The sequence below is a fragment of the Pseudomonas sp. NLJ1 genome (assembly GCF_049486705.1).
GTDB lineage: Bacteria > Pseudomonadota > Gammaproteobacteria > Pseudomonadales > Pseudomonadaceae > Aquipseudomonas > Aquipseudomonas inefficax.
The window spans coordinates 188,630-205,954 of the sequence record NZ_CP137735.1 but is presented as its reverse complement, the minus strand read 5'-3'; the positions used below and the strand labels follow the sequence as shown (position 1 = coordinate 205,954).

The 17,325-nt window shown below is 63.7% G+C and carries 12 protein-coding genes; 5 read left to right on the top strand and 7 right to left on the bottom strand.

What is annotated here, in order from left to right; translation table 11 throughout:
- The first annotated feature begins 62 nt into the window (after window positions 1–62).
- Window positions 63–494: a PACE efflux transporter gene (locus R9B85_RS00950; RefSeq protein ID WP_003259966.1), complete on the top strand. Its 432-nt coding sequence runs from the start codon at window positions 63–65 to the stop codon at window positions 492–494.
- A 180-nt stretch (window positions 495–674) separates the two neighbouring features.
- A complete protein-coding gene (ilvA, locus tag R9B85_RS00945; protein WP_112252495.1) occupies window positions 675–2,234 on the top strand; it encodes a threonine ammonia-lyase, biosynthetic in 1,560 nt (519 codons plus the stop codon).
- A gap of 179 nt (window positions 2,235–2,413) precedes the next feature.
- Here ilvA and R9B85_RS00940 read toward each other — a convergent pair whose 3' ends face one another.
- The 4 genes from R9B85_RS00940 to R9B85_RS00925 form a co-directional block, all read right to left on the bottom strand.
- Window positions 2,414–3,595 (bottom strand): hypothetical protein, encoded by a 1,182-nt coding sequence (locus tag R9B85_RS00940; protein ID WP_423770731.1) that lies wholly within the window; start codon window positions 3,593–3,595, stop codon window positions 2,414–2,416.
- Between the two features lie 56 nt (window positions 3,596–3,651).
- The gene (locus R9B85_RS00935) at window positions 3,652–4,125 is read right to left on the bottom strand and encodes a VOC family protein (RefSeq protein WP_423770730.1); all 474 of its coding nucleotides are present in this window, start codon (window positions 4,123–4,125) and stop codon (window positions 3,652–3,654) included.
- Between the two features lie 110 nt (window positions 4,126–4,235).
- Window positions 4,236–5,855 (bottom strand): NADP-dependent glyceraldehyde-3-phosphate dehydrogenase, encoded by a 1,620-nt coding sequence (locus R9B85_RS00930; protein ID WP_112252492.1) that lies wholly within the window; start codon window positions 5,853–5,855, stop codon window positions 4,236–4,238.
- 147 nt (window positions 5,856–6,002) lie between these two features.
- A complete protein-coding gene (locus R9B85_RS00925; RefSeq protein WP_423770729.1) occupies window positions 6,003–9,830 on the bottom strand; it encodes a dermonecrotic toxin domain-containing protein in 3,828 nt (1,275 codons plus the stop codon).
- 151 nt (window positions 9,831–9,981) lie between these two features.
- On the opposite strand from R9B85_RS00925, the gene R9B85_RS00920 reads away from it, so the two are divergent.
- Window positions 9,982–10,764 carry an AraC family transcriptional regulator gene (locus R9B85_RS00920; protein ID WP_207878515.1) on the top strand — a complete coding sequence of 261 codons (783 nt, stop codon included), beginning with the start codon at window positions 9,982–9,984 and terminating at the stop codon, window positions 10,762–10,764.
- Window positions 10,765–10,880: 116 nt separating this feature from the next.
- On the opposite strand, the gene R9B85_RS00915 is transcribed toward R9B85_RS00920, so the two are convergent.
- Window positions 10,881–11,468, bottom strand: coding sequence for a LysE family translocator (locus R9B85_RS00915; protein WP_207878518.1), 588 nt, complete (start codon window positions 11,466–11,468; stop codon window positions 10,881–10,883).
- Window positions 11,469–11,880: 412 nt separating this feature from the next.
- Here R9B85_RS00915 and R9B85_RS00910 point away from each other — a divergent pair, with 412 nt between their 5' ends.
- Entirely contained in the window at window positions 11,881–13,452 is a 1,572-nt protein-coding gene (locus R9B85_RS00910) for a TerC family protein (protein ID WP_207878521.1), read from the top strand.
- Here the strand turns inward: R9B85_RS00910 and rarD are convergent.
- Together rarD and R9B85_RS00900 are read right to left on the bottom strand one after the other, a co-directional pair.
- Complete coding sequence (gene rarD, locus R9B85_RS00905; protein ID WP_207878524.1) at window positions 13,415–14,302, bottom strand: EamA family transporter RarD; 888 nt, start codon at window positions 14,300–14,302, stop codon at window positions 13,415–13,417. The two genes, R9B85_RS00910 and rarD, sit on opposite strands and share 38 nt — an antisense overlap.
- A gap of 32 nt (window positions 14,303–14,334) precedes the next feature.
- Entirely contained in the window at window positions 14,335–15,921 is a 1,587-nt protein-coding gene (locus R9B85_RS00900; protein ID WP_112252485.1) for an EAL domain-containing protein, read from the bottom strand.
- A 298-nt stretch (window positions 15,922–16,219) separates the two neighbouring features.
- Here R9B85_RS00900 and hppD point away from each other — a divergent pair, with 298 nt between their 5' ends.
- Window positions 16,220–17,296, top strand: a complete 1,077-nt coding sequence (hppD, locus tag R9B85_RS00895; protein WP_423770728.1) for a 4-hydroxyphenylpyruvate dioxygenase — start codon at window positions 16,220–16,222, stop codon at window positions 17,294–17,296.
- Window positions 17,297–17,325: the final 29 nt, after the last annotated feature.

The following is a 17,325-nucleotide window of genomic DNA, read 5'->3' as shown; positions in this document are numbered from 1 at the left end:
CAGGCTTTTTCTTGTGGGCCACTTCTTGTAGCTTTACAGGTCGTTTACCCAGGGAGCTGAACATGCAAGGCAAGGCACGCAAGATCGTCCAGGCCATTCTTTACGAAGCCATCGCTGTCGCCTGCGTGGCGCCCGCGCTGGAGCTGGCGTTCGGTGCCGGCATGGCGCAGTCGACCGTGCTGTCGGTGCTGATGTCGGGCATCGCGATGAGCTGGAACATGGCCTACAACTGGGTGTTCGAACGCTGGGAAGCGCGCCAGCACCGGCGTGAGCGCACGTTCCTGCGGCGCCTGCTGCATGCGCTGGGCTTCGAGGGCGGGCTGGTGCTGATCCTGCTGCCGCTGGTGGCGTACTGGCTGGACGTCAGCCTGTGGGCGGCGTTGCTGACCAACCTGGCGTTGTTCGTGTTCTTCTTCGTTTACGCGTTCGTCTTCCAGTGGGGCTTCGACAAGGTGTTCGATGTGCCGCTTTCGGCGCAGCAGGCGAAGTGTTGACTTTGTGCCGCACTAGCGGCTAAGTTGCTACCCATGAATACTTTCCAGCACGTCAACGCCATTATTATTACCGCCATTATCAGCTTGGCGGGCTAGCGCGTACGTGCACCGAACCCGCCCTGGAGGCGGGTTTCTTCTCTCTGACTCCTGGGCAACGTGAATACAGCCAAGGAGTCATCGATGACCAGCTTCGTCAGCCCTCGTTCTACCGTCACCCCCCAGCAACTGCTGTCGGAGCAGGTGCGTCGCATTCTTGCCGCCCCGGTATACGACCTGGCCATCGAAACGCCCTTGCAAGCTGCGCCTGCGTTGTCCGCCAGCCTGGGCAACCAGGTGCTGCTCAAGCGCGAAGACCTGCAGCCTACCTTCTCGTTCAAGATCCGCGGTGCGTACACCCGCCTGTCACGCCTGAGCAACCTGCAGCGCGAGCGCGGGGTGATCACCGCCTCCGCAGGCAACCATGCCCAGGGTGTGGCCCTGGCGGCATCGCACCTGGGCATGAAGGCCACCATCGTCATGCCTACCACCACGCCGTCGCTGAAGGTGGAAGGAGTACGTTCGCGCGGTGGCCATGTAGTGCTGCACGGCGAGAGTTTCCCCCATGCCCTGGCCCACGCGCTGAAACTGGCCGAAAGCGAAGGTGCGACCTTCGTGCCACCGTTCGACGACCCGGATGTGATCGCCGGGCAGGGCACCGTGGCCATGGAGATCCTTCGCCAGCGCCCGGGTGCGCTGGATGCCATCTTCGTGCCGGTGGGTGGCGGTGGGTTGATCGCTGGCATTGCCGCCTATGTGAAGTACCTGCGCCCTGAGGTGAAGGTGATCGGTGTCGAGCCAGAGGACTCCAACTGCCTGCAGGCTGCCATGGTAGCCGGTGAGCGGGTGATCCTGCCGCAGGTCGGCACCTTCGCCGATGGTGTGGCGGTGGCGCAGATCGGCGCCCATTGCTTCGAGCTGTGCCGGCACTTCGTTGACGAAGTGGTGACCGTGAGCAGCGACGAGCTGTGCGCGGCGATCAAGGACATCTATGACGACACCCGCTCGATCACCGAGCCGTCCGGCGCCCTGGCCGTGGCGGGGATCAAGAAGTACGTGGCGCGCGACGGCGTGCAGGGGCAGACCCTGGTGGCCATCGACTCCGGGGCCAATGTCAATTTCGACCGCCTGCGCCATGTGGCCGAGCGTGCCGAACTGGGCGAGCAGCGCGAGGCGATCATCGCAGTCACCATCCCGGAACAACCGGGCAGCTTCCGCGCCTTCTGCCAGGCCCTGGGCAAGCGGCAGATCACCGAGTTCAACTACCGCTATTACCCTGGCAAGGAGGCGCGGCTGTTCGTTGGGGTGCAGACACACCCGCTGCACGACCCACGCGACCAGTTGTTGGCCAGCCTGCGCGAGCAGGGCTACAGCGTACTGGACCTGACCGACAACGAACTGGCCAAGCTGCATGTGCGCCATACCGTTGGCGGCCATGCCGCGCCCGGGGCTGACGAGCGGGTGCTGCGCTTCGAATTCCCCGAGCGCCCGGGGGCTTTGCTGGGCTTTCTGGAGCGGCTGGGCAAGCGCTGGAATATCAGCCTGTTCCATTACCGCAACCATGGTGCGGCGGAGGCACGGGTATTTGCGGCGCTGGAAGTACCGGGGGATGAGTTGGCGGGGTTGCCGCTGGCGCTGGAGGAGATGGGGTACCGTTACTGGGATGAGACCGACAACCCGGCGTACAAGCTGTTCCTGGGTTGATACGCAAACTTCATGATTAGGCCGCTCTCGCAGAACTGCACAAACTCATTGAATTAGCAGGGACCCTGTGGGAGCGGCTTTAGCCGCGAACACCGGCGCAGCCGGTGCCATGCACCGCGTTGGCTTCTTCGCGGCTAAAGCCGCTCCCACAAGGTTTTGTGTGTGCCGGTAGATGGTGCTCAGCGCTCACGCATGAAGAAGCCGGCAACGAATTTGCGGAAGGTTTCCAGGCTCTTGAAGTCGGCGTAGCGCTTGAAATTCTCGGTATCCGGTTCGGGCCCGATTGGCTGTTCCAGCAACGATACCGACAACACCCGGTCCTGGTCCGAGGTCATTACCAGTTCATCCATCACCTGGCCGCCAATCACCGGGCGGCGCATCTGCACTTTCACGCCTTTGCCGGCCATCCAGTCGACCAGCGATACCAGGGCCTTGAGCGGTTCGCGTTCTTCATCGCGATACACCGGGAACAGATGAGCGCGGGACAGCACCGGAACGCTGGCCACATGGATCAACTCGTAGAAATGGCTGCCGGCACTGGTCGGCGAGTACAGTGCCAAGGCCAGCAATGGCCCGGCGGTGCGGTTGCCACCCCAATACAGGTGGTGCCCCTGGAAGTCGAAGCCGTCTTCACTGCGGTTGTTGAACAGCTTGCGCCCTTTTATCTGGTCTACGCAGTCCAGCAGCAGGCCGTGCCGGCGGTGGTTGCCGAACACCGTGGCTTCGCGCAGGCGGGACTTGAGCATCATCATGTGCTTCATGTCCAGGCGGGTTTCCAGGTAGTTGCTGGCGGGCACCCGTTCCAGCAGCGGATAGCGGCTGGCCACGCTGCGCAACTCGGCAAACTGCCCGGTCAGGTCCTTTTTCAGGTGCGTGGCATACAGGTTCAGGCCGCTGGTCTCGATCCAGGTCAGCAACAATGACAGCAGGCGCTGTTGGTCGCGCCGCTCGCTGCCATCACCACCGGCACCAGCGGTGCCGCTGCGGAAATCGCCGATCAGGCGCAACGGTGTGTCGGGCGGTAGCCAGGCAGCAGGTGGCGCGGGGTCGTTCTCGCGCTCGGCCGCTTCCCGCTCGTCCTTGGTGAACGGGCAGCAGAGCGCATGTTCGGCGGTACCCGGGTTGTTCTTGAGAAACAGCGTGCCGGTGTTGCCGTTGAGGGTGACATTGAGCACCGGCAAGGCATCGTTGCGGCAGTCGCAGGCCAGCCACTGGTTGGCGTTGCGCACCTTCATCAGTAACTGGTTGGCCTGCAGCAGGCGCTGGCCGGCGAGGCTGCCGGTGGCAAAGCCGACCAGCAGCTCCTCTTCTGCAGGGGTCAGGCTACGGACCTGTGCGGCGGTTTTGTCGATGATTCGCATGAAGCAGCTCCCAGCTACGAGCCCCAAGCTTCAAGCAAAGTCGCGCCGCTTTCAACTTACTGGGCAGTGCCACCGAACATCTTCGCCGCGCGGGCGCGAATTTCGTCGGGGGGCAGGTCCTCCTTGTGGGTGGAAACGAACCAGATGTTGCCGAACGGGTCTTTCAGGGTGCCGCTGCGGTCGCCGTAGAACTGGTCCGTCACCGCATGCAGTTGGGTGGCGCCGGCCGCCAGGGCCTGGGCATAGACCTTGTCGCAGTCCTCGACATACAGGTGCAGTCCTACGCCTGCGCCGTTGAGCTTCTGGCTGGCGGTGAGGCCGCCCTCCATGTCGCAAGGGTCGCCCAGCATCAGCGACGAGTCGCCGATCTTCAGCTCGGCATGGCCGACGCGGCCGCCCGGGGCATCGAGGCGGAACATCTCGACGGCGGAGAAGGCCTTCTTGTAGAACTCGATAGCTTTGGCGGCGTCGTTGATGGCCAGGTAGGGCGTGATGCTGTGCTGGCCTTCGGGGATGGGTTTGGCTGCCATGTTCGACTCTCCTTGGAAGTGGGCGCCGGTTGGCGCCCTGTTGCTTAGAGTCGTTTGCGCGGATGGAAAATCGACAGGGGGGATAGATCGATTCTCTATAAGCGCAGTGGTCAGAAGATGTAGTCGGTGGTCAGGAAGCTCGACTGCCGGTTGCGAATGATCTCGCTGATCAGTTCCTTGTTGGCCTCCTGGAAGCGCGTTGCGACCAACGTGCGGATCGAGAACACACGCAGGGCGTCGTGTACCGACAGGGTGCCTTCGGCGCTGTTCTTGCGGCCGTTGAACGGGTAAGTGTCGGGGCCGCGCTGGCATTGCGCATTGATGTTGATGCGCCCGACCTGGTTGGCAAAGATGTCGACCAGGCTGCCGATGGTCGCCGGGTCATTGCCGAACAGGCTCAATTGCTGGCCGTAGTCGGAGTCCAGTACATAGTCGATCACCGTCTGCAGGTCGCGGTAGGGCACAACCGGTACCAGCGGGCCGAACTGTTCCTCGTGGTAGACGCGCATGTCACTCTTCACCGGGTACAGCACGGCCGGGTAGAAGAACGAGCCACGGCTTTGCCCACCGCCTTCGTTGAGCACGCGTGCGCCCTTGACGGTGGCATCGGCGACCAGGCCGTCGAGGTAGTCGACCTTGCCGGGTTCGGGCAAAGGTGTCAGCGCCACGCCTGGCTCCCAGGGCATGCCAGGCTTGAGCGCGGCCAGCTTGCGCTGGAACTTGTCGAGGAAGGCATCGACCACGTCCTCGTGGACGAACAGGATCTTCAGCGCCGTGCAGCGCTGGCCATTGAACGACAGCGCACCGGTGACTGCCTCTTCGACGGCGTTGTCGAGGTCCACCTGGGGCAGCACGATGCCCGGGTTCTTGGCATCCAGCCCCAGCGCGGCGCGCAGCCGGTGCGGGCGCGGGTGCAGTTTTTTCAGGTCGCTGGCGGCCTTGTGCGTGCCGATGAAGGCGAACACATCGATTTTGCCGCTGGCCATCAGCGCGCTCACCGTTTCTCGGCCGCGGCCGTAGATGACGTTGATCACCCCCGGCGGGAAGCTGTCACGGAAGGCTTCGAGCAACGGCCGAATCAGCAGCACACCGAACTTGGCCGGCTTGAACACCACGGTGTTGCCCATGATCAGCGCCGGGATCAGCGTGGTGAAGGTTTCGTTCAGCGGGTAGTTGTATGGCCCCATGCACAGGGCCACGCCCAGCGGTGCACGGCGGATCTGGCCCAGCGTGCCCTGTTCCAGCTCGAAGCGGCTGGAGCGGCGGTCGAGGTCCTTGAGGGCATTGATGGTGTCGACGATGTAGTCGCAGGTGCGGTCGAATTCCTTTTCCGAATCCTTGAGGTTCTTGCCGATTTCCCACATCAGCAGCTTGACCACGGCCTGGCGCTGCTCACGCATGCGTGCCAGGAAGGTCTCGACGTGCTGGATGCGCTCGGCCACGCGCATGTTCGGCCAGGTACCGCGGCCTTTGTCGTAGGCCTGCACGGCGGCATCGAGGGCGGTGAGCGCGGTGTCGGCATCGAGCAGCGGGGCGCTGCCCAGTACCACCTGGTGCTCATCGTTACCCTCCTTGAGCCAGACCGGGCTGCGCACCGTGGCCAAGGGGCCGTCCCAGCGCCTCAGCTCGCCGTTCACCAGATAGTCGCGTTGTTCCAGGGGGGCTTCCAGGCGCCAGGCTTGCGGGATGTTCTCGGCGCTGGGGAAGAGTGAATCGAGCAGACGGTCCATGGGTACTGCACCTCACATTGCTGGGCTGATTTCGAGCCAGGTGAATCGCTTCAGCTTGGAGCATGCACCGGCTGCCGGAAAAACACCAGTCTGGCTTAACATGACCGTAAATGCCTGCCTGTTGCGCAGGCAGGCACCTGGGGACTGTCAAAGCGGGAGGTTGAACAGGTCGTACGGTGGGTGCGTCAGCCATTGCTGACGCAGGGCGGGGTTTGCATCGATCAGGGCCAGGCGCCGCCAGAACTCTTCACGCGCGTACCGCGGGTGAGACAAGAACGGTTCCAGATCCAGCAATGGCCTGAGGTCGCGCCGGTACTGCAGCGGTAATCGCTGCCACAGGGCCATTTCGGCCGGGCCGGTCTGTTCAAAGAATTCCAGGTAGTCGCCTTCGCACACCAACAGGTCAACCTGATGCACGGTATTGTAGGCCTCGATCTGCGCAAGCACAGGTGCGCCCAGCCACTCGCTTTCCAGGCGCAGGGCGTTCGCGACTGGCCGTGGTACGTTGAAACCATCTGGCAGCCGCAGCAACTGGTTGTCGCCAATATCCACGATGTTGGGCTCGATCATCTGGCTCAGGCCTTGTGGCAATTCGCTTAGCGCACAGTCATTCAGGAACAACGTCCTCAGGTAGGCCAGTTCGCGCAGGTCCGGGGCCTGCAGCAGCGGGTTGCCCGAAAGGTCCAGCACCACAAGCCCGGAGCAGCGGTTCAATGCCTGCTGGGCCTGGGTACTCCAGGTAATGCGGTTGCCTTCCAGGTCCAGCCAGGCGAGGTGTTCAGGTCTGCCAAGGCGAGGCACGCTGTCGAACCGGCAGTCGGCCAGCAGCAAGCGATTGAGGTTGGGGAAGCGCTCGTAGAACTCGGCCGGCAACTGGCTGAGCGAACGGTTGTAGCTGAGTGACAGGTGTTGCACATGGGTGAAGTCGTCTGGCAAGGCCAGGCTGGCCAGGGCCTGGTTGTCCAGTTCCAGGCCGGACAGGTCCAGGCTGTGCAGGCGGCCACCCCCTTCAAGCGCTATGGTCGACAGCCGCCGCCAGGCGTTGATGATGGGGCGGATGGCCAGGTGCCGCTGGTGAGGATGCTGGGGATCGGGCCTGGCCCATTCATGCAGGTCGCGGCGCAAAGTATCCAGACGCTGCTGCAGGTCGTGCAGCCGCTGTGTGGGTGAGCGAATATCATCGGCGTACGGGTTGTCCTCATCGTTGCCCAGCCAGTTTTCGAACTCCTGATCGGTGGCGTCCGGGAACAAGCGTCGATAGGCCCCGGCCAGCGAGCCTGCCAGGCGTGGCTGAGGCGGTTCGGGGGCCAACGGCCGCCCGCCGCGCAAGCCCCCCATGGGCTTGCGCAGTGCCGTTCGGTGCCCCCAGAGGCGCTGGGCCAGTGTCTCCCTGTGCTTGTCGACCCAATCCAGTACGTGCTGGCGTAGCGAACTGCCATCGGCGCTCGGAATACCCGGCATGTCGCGGTGCGAGCGTGACAGTGCCTGCTCTACGGCGCGGCAGAGGTCCGGATCACGCAGCGCAGGTGCAGGGCGCTCGCCCAGGTCGACCTCATAGCCTTCGACCGATTTGATCACCCGACGCAGGTGGGTGGCCTGGTCGCTGCCGACCTGCTCCAGCCGCGGGCCTTCAGGGCTGGCGCCGCGCAGCTCCAGGCGTACGTCCCCAGGCCAGTCGGGCATCGCATCCAGTGCGCTGAACAGCAGGCGTTCGCTGTCGCTGCTGGCCCGGGCAGGCTGAAGCACGCCTTCCAGCGCGCGTACCAGGGGCAGCTCGCTGTGCACCTGCTCCAATGTCTGGCGGACCTGAATGGGCAGCTGACCCTGTTGTTGCCATGCCAGTGATTCAGTCTCGCCCAGTGGTGCCAGCAAACGCGTGGCCAAGGCAGGGGATAGCCGCGGATAGGCATCGAGCAGTTTCTGCGATGACGGGGTGATGGTCGCGCTGCCGTCGTAGAGCTGCTGGAACAGGCCCGGCGAGGCCTCGTCGGCCAACGCCTCTACCTCGGCCTGTGCCGCCATGCGTTGCAGAACATCCAGTAACAGGGGCGGCGTTGGCTGGCCTTCCAGGTGCACCCGGCGCAAGCGCGCGGCGTCGACGCCACAGAGGCGGCCGGCCTGCGTCAGCTGTTCTGGGGTGAACGCCGCATATGGCTGGCCAAGACGGCGTACCAGCTTCGCGAATGGCCACTGGCCGGGCTGTTCATGCTGACCACGCCAGGCGCCTTGGCTGTTGTGCGCCAGCGGTGGCTGCCAGGCATCGGGCACCTCGGGGTGAATGGCCCGCCATTGCTGCAAATGGCTGTCGAAGCGTTGCTCGAAGAGTTGGCCGTCCATGCGGATGAAGTACCGGCCCTCGTACAGGTACTGGCCAAGTGCATTGGGCTGCAGGTTTTCGGGCAGTGTGACGGCACTGCGGTAGGGGGTGAGGTCTTCATTCCAGAGCCGGTAGCGGCCGTCGTTGCCGCGTACTTGCTGAAGGTTTTCCATCAACGGGCTGTTGAACAGCTTGGGTACCACCTTGCCCGCTGCCACGAAGGCACCGACAAGGGCCAGGTTCAGGCCTACCGCCTCCAGGTGGCGCAGCGCCAGGTGACGATCGCCTTCATGCCAGGCCTCGTAGCCTTCGAAGGCCTCGCCGAGCAGTTGGCAGGCGGTGACGGCCAGCATCAGGGTGCCTGCACCTGGAATGAAGAACGCGGCGATATTGAGCGCATCCAGGCCAAGGCTTTCCCATTCCTCCAGGCGCCTGGCCCGTGCATTGGCATCGGCCGCCGCTGTCGGCACCGCCAGCAGGCTGGCTTCATGCTTGAGGCGGGCCAGGTGCAGGTCCTGGTAGTGGCCGAATGGCTCGGCCGTGATGGCCACGCGCGTGGGGCGCAGGTCGGCATGCGCTGCGCGCTGCCAAGGGCGGTCGTAGGCAGTGTTGCCTGTGACGTCAAGGTTTTGCCGCAGCAGGTCGAGAAAATGCGTCCGCTCGTCCTGCCTGATGTAGGGCATGAAGGCCTGGCGGGCATCGGGCTCCAGCAGCAAGGTCGCCAGTGTGTCGTGTACCGCGTCCAGGTTGTTGCATTGGCGCAGGGCCGGGTCATGGCCGGGCAAGTACAGCGCCAGCCCCGCACTGCCGGCATCGATCAGCATGACTTCTTGCAGCTCGGTGCCGAACAGCGCCAGTTGCCAGCATCTCACCGCGCCACCCTGTAGCAACTGTTCGACCTGATCGCGCGTGCTGCCGTCAAGCAGGTGCCGCAGATAGGCAAGGTCGGCCGCCAGGCGCAGGCGGTCTTGCTGCACCCTGATGGCCAAGGCTCGGGTAGCGGGTCGGGCGAAGTGCTGCTCCAGGTGGGCCTGGTAAGCGCTACCCAGGTCCAGGTCGCGGCACATTGTGGCAAAGGTGGCCGGGGCAAGTGGCAGGCGGTCAACCTGGTAGCGCTCGGATGTAAGCGCAAAGTGCGCTACCGGTACTTGCATGCCAAGTGGGGCCGAGCCTTGTACTTGGACCGCTGTTACCTGAATGCTGCGGCTTGGGGCAATGGCACTTTCGGAAGTGAAGACCTCATCGTCGGCGAAGTTCTGCAGGGCGGCCTGTAGCAGGTTGTCGCGACGATGGCGGTACAGATAACGCAGGCCAATCCAGTGCCAGTCGCGTTCGACCCGCAGCAGCTCGGTGGAGCGCAACGGCGCATGAAAGCCTAGTGCGGCAAGACTGCCCTGCAGCAATGGTTCTGCGAACTCGGCGATCTGTTTCAGCCCTTTGAGCGCGCGGGCCAAGGCCGCTTGCGAATGTATCAGGCGCGCCTGGCTGGCATGCACCGCCTGGCGCAGGTCGGGAGCTGCATTGGCAAACCAGTCCTGCGTCTGCCATGGGGCGGTCTGGGTTTGCTTCAGCGCGGCCCACTGGTCGGGGGCTGCCTGGCGGGCCCAGTATGGCAGCTGCGCCTCGAGCAAGGGTTGATGGGGGTTGTTGGCCGGCATGACGATGCTCCTTTATGAAAAGGAGGCATCAAACGCTATTCCTTTGAAGCCAAGTGGTAATGGGATAACGCGACTTGCAGATATTGAGGACCTGTTACGGCGATAGGACGTGTACTATCCAGGCGCAGGACAGCGGCGAGCGGGGTGAGGGATGATCGAGGTATCACGGTTCTGGCGCGACCCGGCGTTGCCTTTCGTCGAAGCCCGGCGGGTAGGGGACGGGCGCCAGGTGTGCTACGCCGCGCATTCCCACGAGAGCTTTTCCATCGGGGTGATAACGGGTGGGCGCAGCTCCTACCTGTACGGTGACCGGTGCATCGAGGTGGCGGCTGGTTCCACGGTGCTGATGAACCCGGGTGTGGTGCATGCTTGCAATCCCATCGACGGGGAGCCTTGGTCTTACCTGATGTTGTTCGTCGATATGCCCTGGTTGCAGGCGCTGGGGTTTACCTTGCCGGCCCAGGCCTGGAGCCGCTCGCCGGTGTTGTACCAGGGCCTTTTGCAGGCCTGTGCCGACCTGTTCGACGCCAGCGTGCCAGACCGGGAAGGGCGCCTGGCGGCGCTGTTTGGTGCCTTGCCGGGGTTGCTTGGCGGTAATGCCAGCGTCAACGACGATCGCAACCCGCGGCTGGATGCGGCGGCAGCGTTCATACGCGCCCATCGTGGCGACCCGCTGAGCCTGGACGACATCTGCGCGGCATGCGGGCTGTCGCGTTCCTACCTGATTCGCGCGTTCCGCCAACGCTTCGGGCTGACGCCACATGGCTACCTGCTCGACCAGCGCGTGCAGCTGGCCAGGGCGCAACTGCGCCAGGGCCGGGCAATTGCCGAGGTGGCGCAGGAGGCCGGGTTTGCCGACCAGGCGCACCTGCAGCGGGCCTTCAAGCGGCACCTGGCGACGACGCCGGGGCATTACCGCAATGCACTTGGCTGAGTGGCCATGTTGGCGTCACTGTACCTGTGGGAGCGCCAACTTTTAGAATTTGAGCAAGACAGTTGCTCCCCCCAGGTACTGCGCAGGTCTTGAGGCCAGCGACAGGGTCGGTGCAGCTAGCCTTGAATGACCAGATAAACCGCACTGCCCACGAGCAGCAGCGCCAAGCTCCGATTCAGCAGGCGCATGTGCCGTGGGTTGCCCAGGTACTGGCGAACCACGCTTCCGGCCCACGCCCAGCTGGCCACCGAAATGAAGCAGATCGGTCCGTAGATCCAGGCAAACAGCCACAGCAACTGCTGCTCACCGCCGGTGTAGGCACCCACCCCGGCCACCGCTGCCAGCCATGCCTTGGGGTTGAGCCATTGCATCGCCGCGCCGTGCCAGGCCGAGGGGGCCTGGGAGTGATGTGCAGCAACCAGCTGACCGTCATCGCTGGCCAGCTTCCATGCCATGTACAGCAGGAACGCCACGCCGCCCCAGTGCAACAGCAGGCCAAGCAAAGGCCAGCGCAGCAACAACTGATGCAGGCCCAGCCCGACCAGCACCAGCAACAGGCAGAAACCCAGCGTGGCGCCAGCCACATGCGCAAGGCTCGCACGCAAGCCATGGCGGGCACCGCTGCCCAGCGCGACGATGTTGACCGGGCCGGGGGAGATCGAAGCCGCCAGTGCGAAAGCGGCCATGGATAGAGACAGGCTCATGAGGATGATCCGTTTGGTTGAAGGTGGCCTCAATGCTCGGCCAGTGACAGCCTGCGGTATTGAAGGAAAGTACCCATATCGGCCTTATGCCTTTCTGTGGGAGCGGCCTTGCGTCGCGAAAGGGCCGCAGAGCGGCCCCAGCGATTTGCAGAGATGCTGCAATCCCAGGGGCTGCTGCGCAGCCCTTTCGCGACGCAAGGCCGCTCCCACAGGTGGAGGCGTGGCTTTAGAGGCGTTGTTACAGGTTTTGTAATAGTTTTGCACTATTACGAATAGCTGCTGTGCTTGTAGGATCATTTTCCCAATTTGCAATCAAGGTCTATATGAGCACCTTCGCGGAGCCCCCCAGTCCCCAGCCTTCAAGGCCTTCCTTCTTCCGTCCTCGTGACGCTGCACTCGTGAGTACCCGCTAATGGAATGGCTAGCCGACCCCACGGCCTGGCTGGGCCTGCTGACGCTTATCGTCCTCGAACTGGTGCTGGGTATTGACAACCTGGTGTTCATCGCCATTCTCGCCGACAAGCTGCCACCGCATCAGCGCGACCGCGCGCGGGTCATTGGCCTGAGCCTGGCGTTGATCATGCGCCTGGGCCTGTTGGCCAGTATCTCGTGGATGGTCACCCTGACCGCGCCGTTGTTCGAGGTGTTCGACAAGAGCTTCTCGGGCCGCGACCTGATCATGCTGTTCGGTGGCGTGTTCCTGCTGTTCAAGGCCACCATGGAGCTGCACGAACGGCTGGAAGGCCACGTGGCCCAGGCCAGCGGCGCAGTGCGCCATGCTGCGTTCTGGCCGATCGTCGCGCAGATCGTGGTGCTCGATGCGGTGTTCTCGCTGGACGCGGTAATTACCGCGGTGGGCATGGTCGAACATTTGTCGGTGATGATGATCGCGGTGATCTTCTCGATCGGTATCATGATCGTTGCCAGCAAGCCGCTGACCCGCTTCGTCAACGCCCACCCCACGGTGATCATGCTGTGCCTGGGCTTCCTGATGATGATCGGCTTCAGCCTCACCGCCGAAGGCCTGGGCTTCCATATCCCGAAAGGTTACCTGTACGCGGCCATCGGCTTCTCGATCCTGATCGAGCTGTTCAACCAGTTGGCCCGTGCCCGCCGCAAGCGCAGCCTGCAGCAGCACCGGCCGCTGCGTGAGCGCACCGCGCATGCCGTGCTGCGCCTGCTGGGTGGCCGCCGGGTCGAGGCCGACGAGGTGGGCGAGGAAATCGCCGACCTGGTCGAAGGTGGTGAGGAGCAGGTGCTGTTCGACCGCCGTGAACGCGTGATGATCAGTGGCGTGCTGAACCTGGCCGAGCGGCCGATCCGCACGGTGATGACTGCCCGCACCGAGGTCGATGTGATCGACCTGGCGCAGCCGGCCGACGCCATTGCACAGGCCCTGGCCAATTCGCCGTACTCGCGCCTGCCAGTGATTCGCGACGGGCGCGTGGACGAGCCACTGGGCTTCGTGCACAAGAAGGAGCTGCTCAAGGAGCTGCTGTCGGGCAGCCAGCCTGACCTGGAAGGCATGGCCCGGGTACCGCTGAACCTGCTGGAAAGCTTCAGCATCCTCAATGCCCTGGAGCAGATGCGAAGCCAGTCGACGCACATTGCCTTCGTGGTCAACGAATTCGGTGACTTCACCGGCCTGCTGACCATGACCGATATCCTCGAGTCGATTGCCGGCGAGTTGCCGGATGCCAGCGAGGTCGAAGGCCCGGGCATCGTCCAGGAAGGTGAAGGTTTTGTGGTCAGCGGTGCATTGAACCTGAGCCAGGTGCAGGCCCGTACCGGCTTCAGCGCCCGCGCCACCGAGGACTACCAGACCCTCGCGGGCCTGGTGATGAGCCTGCTCGACCGCTTGCCCATGGTCGGTGACCGCCTGGCCTGGAATGGCTGGACGCTGACCGTGGAGGCGGTCGAGGAGCGGCGGGTGCGCCAGGTTCGGCTTACACCGACCGGCGACGTTGACGCAGCAGGTGCTTGAAGCCCTCGATCACCAGCACCAGCACCGCGGCCCAGATCGGCAGGTAGGTCAGCCACTGATCCGGGCCGATGGTTTCGCCAAGCAGCAGCGCCACGCCTACCAGCAGCACCGGCTCGACGTAGCTGAGCAGGCCGAACAGGCTGAACGGCAGCAGGCGGCTGGCAAGCACGTAGGCGATCAAGGCCGAGGCGCTGATCGCCCCCAGGATCGGGATCAACGCATACAGCCCGGGGTGTGCCTGTAGGTCGGCCGGGGAGAGTGGGCCCTGGATCACGAAGTACAACGCCCAGGGCAACAGCAGGCACATGTCGCACCACAGGCCGCCAAGGTGGTCGGTGCGGCAGCGCTTGCGCAACACGAAATAGATCGGGTAGCCGATCGTTACCAACAGGGTTTCCCAGGCGAAACTGCCATTCTGGTACAGCTCGTGGCCCACGCCCAGCGCGGCGCAGGCCACGGCCACCTTCTGCAGGCGTGACAGGCGCTCGCCATACACCAGCCGGCCGGTCAGGACCATGGCCAGCGGCAGCAGGAAGTAACCCATCGACACTTCCAGGCTGCGCCCGTGCAGGGGCGCCCAGAGAAACAGCCACAGCTGCACGCCCATCAGCCACGATGTGCCGAGCATGCCCAGCAACAGCAGCGGCGTGCGTTTTACCCGGGTGAGCAGTTCGCCCACCCGTTTCCAGTCTTTCGAGACAAGCATGAACAGGGTCAGGCAGGGTAGCGTCAACAGGGTGCGCCAGCCAAAGATCTCTTCGCCATCGAGTGGCGTGAGCAGAGAGGTATAGAAGTACATCACGGCGAACAGACAGGACGCCATGACCGACGAAAGAATGCCTTTTGACACGAATGCCTCGAATAGGAAATTGAGCGGGTGGATCAGCCGCGCATGATCTCAGGGGGCGCGGCTTGCGGCAACCGCGACGCAGCCGGGCGTGCCGCCAGTGCTTCGAGGAACTGGGCAGCCGGCATTGGCCTGGCGAACAGGTAGCCCTGCTGGAAGTCCACCTCGTGACGGGCCAGGTAGTCGCGCTGGGCTTCTGTTTCCACGCCCTCGGCAACGATGCCCAGGCCCAGCTTGGCGGACAGCTCGATGATGGTCTCGAGGATGTGCACCGACAGCGCGTCACCACCGATCATGGCGACGAAGCTCTGGTCGATCTTCAGGTAGTCGACCTTGAACTGGCGCAGGTAGTTGAGGCTTGACTGGCCGGTGCCGAAGTCGTCCAGGGCGATCTTCACACCCATGGCGTCGAGCTTCTCGAACAGTTCCAGAGTCACCGGCGTGGCCTCGATCAGCTTGCGCTCGGTCAGCTCCAGGGTCAGCACCACCCGGCCTGGCGGGAAGTGCTGGAGAAAGGTGCGGCAGTCGTCCAGCAGGCTGAAGTCGCGACAGTGGTCGGCAGTGATGTTGATGCCGATGTGGAAACCGTCCTCCAGCAGCCCGGCATAGGGGGCCAGGTTCTGGGCAGTGTGCATCATCAGCGCACGGGTCATGGCAACGATCTGCCCGCTGTGTTCGGCGTAGGGGATGAACAGGTCGGGGCGTACCAGGCCTTCGCGCGGGTGGTTCCAGCGCATCAGCACTTCGGCGCCGGCCCAGCGGTAATCGCCCTTGCGCACCACCGGCTGGAAGTACGGCAGGAACTCGTCGGCCTCCAGCGCCCGGCGCAGTTCGGCACGCGGCGAGTTGGCGCGGCGAACCTGCCAGCGGCACACCAGGGCGGCTACCGCGCCCAGTACCAGCAGCAAGGCGAACAGGGCGGGGTAGTGGCTGCGCCACAGCTGGCCCTGCCTGTCGGCGCCATAGCCGCCCTGCACGCTGAACGGGTAACGGGTCGAGCCCAGCAGTACATTTGCGCTGGCCGCGGCCGGCGGCAAGCCTTTGTGCACGATGCCATCCTTGCCCAGCCAGGCATCGCCCACGCGGATGTGCAGATCTTCATCGGGGCCGATCAGGCGCAGCGCCGTCAGCAGGTGGTCGCCATCCACCGTACTGATTGCGCCGCGGTCGCCGTCGCTGGCTCGATACACCAGCAGCGGGTGGCCGGGGGTGACCGAGTTGCCGTCCATCAGCCACAGCTTGCCGTCAATATAGTCGCCGGGGTTGACCGGCTCGTCGAACGCGCCGAACAGCGAGGTGCAATAAAGGGCGTTGTGCCGGAACAGGTTGGTCGAGCGGACGAAGGCGTTGCGCGTGACCTGGGCGCGCAGCATGAGCTGGGCCTCGTCGCACGGGCTGTCGGCAAGCGGCAGCAGGGCATTGGCAGCGCTGGACAGGTTGTCGAGAATGCGCTCGACATGCTCCACCACTTGGCGCGCGGTGGCCTGGCTGCTGGCCTGCATTTCGCGCTCGATCTGCCAGTTCATCACGGCCAGGCCGCACGCCACCGGCAGCACGCCGACGACCCAAGGCAACAGGGTGCGCCAGCTGAGGCGAGCGCGGCGTTTTACGGAAAGGGGCATGCTGACCTGATCTGTAGGAGGATTACGAGAGGATAGCCGCTTGTCGGAACCCGTGAGCAACTAAAGCGCGACAAACCATTTTACGCAATGTAGAATCGATTTACGAATACAACAATAAGGTCCTTCGATACCGGAGGATCAAGCCCGCCGAGAATGGGTCCATATGACATACCATGGGTTCAAGCTGTTAATAGGTGATTTCCTCGCCCGCAGCGTGCGGGGTATCCCTTGCTCACCACCGTTTCCGTGCCACATCCCGCGCAATCAATAATTTTTCGCTGCAGATGAGGACACGAACATGGCTGATATATTCGACAATCCAATGGGCCTGATGGGCTTCGAGTTCATCGAACTGGCTTCGCCTACCCCGGGCTTACTCGAGCCGGTTTTCCAGATGCTGGGCTTCACCAAGGTGGCTACCCACCGTTCCAAGGATGTGCACCTGTATCGGCAGGGTGACATCAACCTGATCCTGAACAACGAACCCAAGAGCATCGCCTCGTACTTCGCCGCCGAACACGGCCCGTCGGTATGCGGCATGGCGTTCCGCGTGCGCAACGCCCATGAGGCCTATGCCCGCGCCCTGGAACTGGGCGCCCAGCCGGTGGAAATCGAGACCGGCCCGATGGAGCTGCGCCTGCCGGCGATCAAGGGCATCGGCGGTGCGCCGCTGTACCTGATCGACCGTTTCGAGGAAGGCAGCTCGATCTACGATATCGACTTCAAGTTCATCGAGGGTGTGGACCGCAACCCGGTAGGTGCCGGCCTGAAGATTATCGACCACCTCACCCACAACGTCTATCGTGGGCGCATGTCGTACTGGGCCGGCTTCTACGAGAAACTGTTCAACTTCCGTGAAATCCGCTACTTCGATATCAAAGGTGAGTACACCGGGCTGACTTCGCGTGCCATGACCGCACCGGATGGCATGATCCGCATTCCGCTGAACGAAGAATCGTCCAAGGGCTCCGGGCAGATCGAAGAGTTCCTGATGCAGTTCAACGGTGAAGGCATCCAGCATGTCGCCTTCCTGACCGATGACCTGCTCAAGACCTGGGACGCCCTCAAGGGCTTCGGCATGCGCTTCATGACTGCACCGCCGCAAACCTACTACGAGATGCTCGAAGAGCGCCTGCCGGGTCACGGCGAGCCGGTAGACCAGTTGCAGGCACGTGGCATCCTCCTCGATGGCGCCTCCCAGTCTGACGACAAGCGCCTGCTGCTGCAGATCTTCTCCGAGACCCTGCTCGGCCCGGTGTTCTTCGAGTTCATCCAGCGCAAGGGTGATGACGGCTTTGGCGAGGGCAACTTCAAGGCCTTGTTCGAGTCCATCGAGCGCGACCAGGTACGCCGTGGTGTGCTGAGCACCGACTGAACCAAGGGTACCGCCGTCACGCTCGATGG